Source organism: Dietzia sp. UBA5065 (genome assembly GCA_002415925.1).
Lineage (GTDB): Bacteria > Actinomycetota > Actinomycetes > Mycobacteriales > Mycobacteriaceae > Dietzia.
Map to the genome: position 1 here is coordinate 3,693 of DIAZ01000072.1, position 3,240 is coordinate 6,932.

Consider the following 3,240-nt stretch of genomic DNA (forward strand, 5'->3'; position numbering starts at 1 on the left):
GCTCGGCCTCACGCTGGGGGCGGATCACGCGGTCGCCTCGGTCGACGAGGCGCGCGCCCTGGTGGAGCGCCTCTCGGACGGGTCCGGGGCCGATCTCATCCTGGACTTCGTCGGCGCGCAGGCCACGATCGACGCGTGCCCGTCCATGCTCGCGACCGGAGGCGCACTCGCCGTGGTCGGGTCGGCCGGCGGTCGACTCACCGTGGACAAGCAGGGCTCCGTCCCGCGCGGCTGGCGGGTCGCCGCGCCGTTCTGGGGTCCCCGCCATCATCTCGCCGAGGTGTTCGACCTCGCGGCGTCCGGGGGGCTGTCGGCCGTCGTGGAGGTGCGGAGCCTGGACGAGGTCCCCCGCGCCTACGAGGACCTGCGCCACGGCCGGGCGTCCGGCCGCCTCGTCGTCGTCCCCTAGGGCGGACACGGCGTCGTCTCACGCGGCGCCCGGGGACCTACCGGATCACGAAACTACAAGGAGTACGTCAATGAAGCAGCTCGCACAGGACGTCCTCGAGCGCGCGTCCCGCACGCCCGACGCCGTGGCCGTGGTCGACGGCGAGGGCACGCACACCGTCGCGGAGGTGCTGCGGCAGGCCCGGGAACTCGCCGACGTGCTGCAGGCGGCGGCGGACGGGCCGGCCACCGTCCTGGTCCGCGCCGACAACTCGTGGCGGACGGTCTCCGCCGCGGTCGCCGTGGGGCTCACCGGCGGACTTCTCGCGGTGATGAGCGGGCACGCGACGCGGTCGGAGTTCGACATCGCCGCCGAGGACCTGCAGCCCGACGTGGTGGTGGCACCGACCGCCACCGCCGAGGTGTGGGGGCTCTCCGACCACGGATACGTGCCGGCCGGCACCGCGCTTGAGGGCTGGTCGGTCTCAGGGCGTCCCGACGGCGGATCCGCGGGTGTCGAGCGGTGGCGCGGGGGGGTGGTGGCCGCCATGACCTCGGGCTCCACCGGTCGTCCGAAGTGCGTCATCCAGAGCGAGGACTCGCTGCGGTACGCGGGACGGTCGACCATCGACGCGGTGGGCCTCGAGTCCGGGGACGCCGTCGGGGCGCTCGTCCCGCTGTCCTCCGCCGCGGCGATCTGCTTCGGCATGTACCTGCCCACCATGCTCGGCGGCGCGATGGTCGCGCTGGACAAGTGGAACCCCGAGACCGCCGTCGCCCTGCTGCGCGATCAGCGGGTCGTGTGGACGATGCTCGTGCCCACCATGGCGCTGCAGCTCACCCTGGTCGACGGGTCCGAGGGGTCGCTGACCGCGATGCGCGCGATGACCGTCGGTGGTGGTCCGATGAACCAGAAGGCCCTGCACGACGCGGAGGTCAGGCTGGGCACGACGATGCTGAGGGTCTTCGGCATGTCCGAGTGCCTCGGCCACACCACGCCGCTGCCGGGTGACGACGTGGACACCCGGCTCGGCCGGGACGGCCGCCCGTTCCCGGGGACGCAGTCGCGGGTCGTGGACGAGAGCGGCGAGCCGCTCGGCCCGGGTGAGCTCGGCTCCCTGCAGGTCAGGGGCCCGTCGATGTTCGTCGGCTACGCGCGCGACGGCGTGCCGGTCGCGCCCGACGTCACCGAGGACGGGTTCCTCGTCACCGGCGACCGTGCCGTCCTGCACGAGGACGGCAGCGTGAGCATCCGTGGCCGCGAGAAGGACCTCATCATCCGCGGCGGACGCAACATCGACATCAACGAGATGGAGGCGGCGCTGGCCGCGATCCCCGGGATCCACCAGGTGTGCGTGGTGCCGGTGCCCGATCCGGTGCTGGGCGAGCGGGCCGCCGCGCTGGTGGTCTCCCAGGGTGAGGCACTGGGCCTCGACGAGATCCGCGCCCACCTCGAGGCCGCGGACTTCCCCAAGTTCAAGTGGCCGGAGTTCGTCCGGTCCGTCTCCGCCCTGCCGCAGTCGCGCGTCGGCAAACTCGACCGGAAGAGCGCGGCCACGCTGGCCGCGGAGTTGTTCGGTGAGGAATGAGTGCGGAGGGGAGCGGGCGTGCGCCCGCCGCCGGCCTGCGGGTACGGGTGTGAGTTGAACTCACTTGTGTTTAATCTGGACGAATAACCACTAGATCGGGGGACTCCCATGGCAACCATCACCAAGACCGAGGGACCGCGCTCCAAGCGTAAGGACATCCTCGAGGCGGCCGTGGCCAACTTCGGCAGCGTCGGCTACGAGCACACCAAGTGGGCGACCATCGCCGGAGACGTGGGGATCGGTCAGACGGCCCTCTACCACTACTTCGAGTCCAAGGCGCACTGCCTGCTCACCATCATGGGCAACGAGCTCACGCGGTACCACGAGAGGTTCTCGTCCGCCGTCGAGGGCGCCGCGGATTCCGAGAGCGCCCTGCGGGCCGCGATCGCGAGCGCCTACGACATCACCGAGGCGGAGGCGCTCCAGGCGCGCATCCTGCTGCACCACATCGACATGCTCGCCACCCCGCGCTCGTCCGAGCGGGAGGAACAGGAGCGGATCCGCGCCCGCGAGCTGGTGCGCGTCGTGGAGCGGGACTGGAGCGGCCTGCTCGAGCGCGGCATGGCCTCGGGCGACTTCCCGCGGCGCGACGAGGTCGAGCTCGGGCGGTTCGTGCTCGGGCTGATCAACTCCGTGTGGAACTGGTACCGCCCCGGTGGCGGGCGGGAGCTGTCGGAGGTTTCGGAGTCCGTCACGGCGGCGTGCCTGCGGCTGGTGCACTAGCGCTGTTCTTTTTCTGAAATCAACTATGGAGGACCCATGTACAACCTCATCGTGATGGCGTCGAAGCCCCGTGAGTGGACCCACGACCAGTTCATCGAGTGGTGGCGCGGCGAGCACGCCGAGGTGACCTACCCGCTGCCCGGCCTGCGGCGTTGGTCGCACACGGCGGTCAAGGAGACCGGTGGGAACAAGCACTCGCTCGGCTGGGACGGGGTGTCGGTCCTCAGCTTTGATTCCAAGGAGGCATACGACGCGATGCTCGAGAGCCCGGAGTGGGCGAAGGCCGCGGAGCACGTCGGCTCCATGGGGGGTCGCGCCATCATGGTGATGGGCGAAGAACAGGTCATGGTCTCGGACACGTGACGGCGGCGTCGGGCACGGGCGGGTCCGGCTCGGACTGGGCCGACGTCGGGTGCCACAGGGTGGTCGACGGCGTCCACCGGATCCCGCTCCCCATGCCCGGGGACGGGCTGCGGGCGATCAACGTGTACGTGATCGAGGGGCCGGCCGGCGTCTCGCTCATCGACGCGGGCTGGAACGT

The 3,240-nt window shown here is 71.2% G+C and carries 4 protein-coding genes and 1 pseudogene; all 5 read left to right on the plus strand.

Annotation, left to right across the window (positions count from 1 at the left end; translation table 11 throughout):
- A partial coding sequence (locus B4M60_RS05305; RefSeq protein WP_291080984.1) for a zinc-binding dehydrogenase occupies positions 1–409 on the plus strand: 409 nt, incomplete at its 5' end.
- Positions 410–479: 70 nt separating this feature from the next.
- Entirely contained in the window at positions 480–1,976 is a 1,497-nt protein-coding gene (locus tag B4M60_RS05310; RefSeq protein WP_291080986.1) for a class I adenylate-forming enzyme family protein, read from the plus strand.
- Between the two features lie 108 nt (positions 1,977–2,084).
- On the plus strand, positions 2,085–2,699 hold the full coding sequence (locus B4M60_RS05315) for a TetR/AcrR family transcriptional regulator (RefSeq protein WP_291080988.1): 615 nt from the start codon (positions 2,085–2,087) through the stop codon (positions 2,697–2,699).
- A 36-nt stretch (positions 2,700–2,735) separates the two neighbouring features.
- Complete coding sequence (locus B4M60_RS05320) at positions 2,736–3,062, plus strand: EthD domain-containing protein (RefSeq protein WP_291080989.1); 327 nt, start codon at positions 2,736–2,738, stop codon at positions 3,060–3,062.
- Positions 3,059–3,240, plus strand: a pseudogene (locus B4M60_RS05325) (hypothetical protein); the annotation flags it as partial. The gene B4M60_RS05320 and the pseudogene B4M60_RS05325, both read left to right, overlap by 4 nt.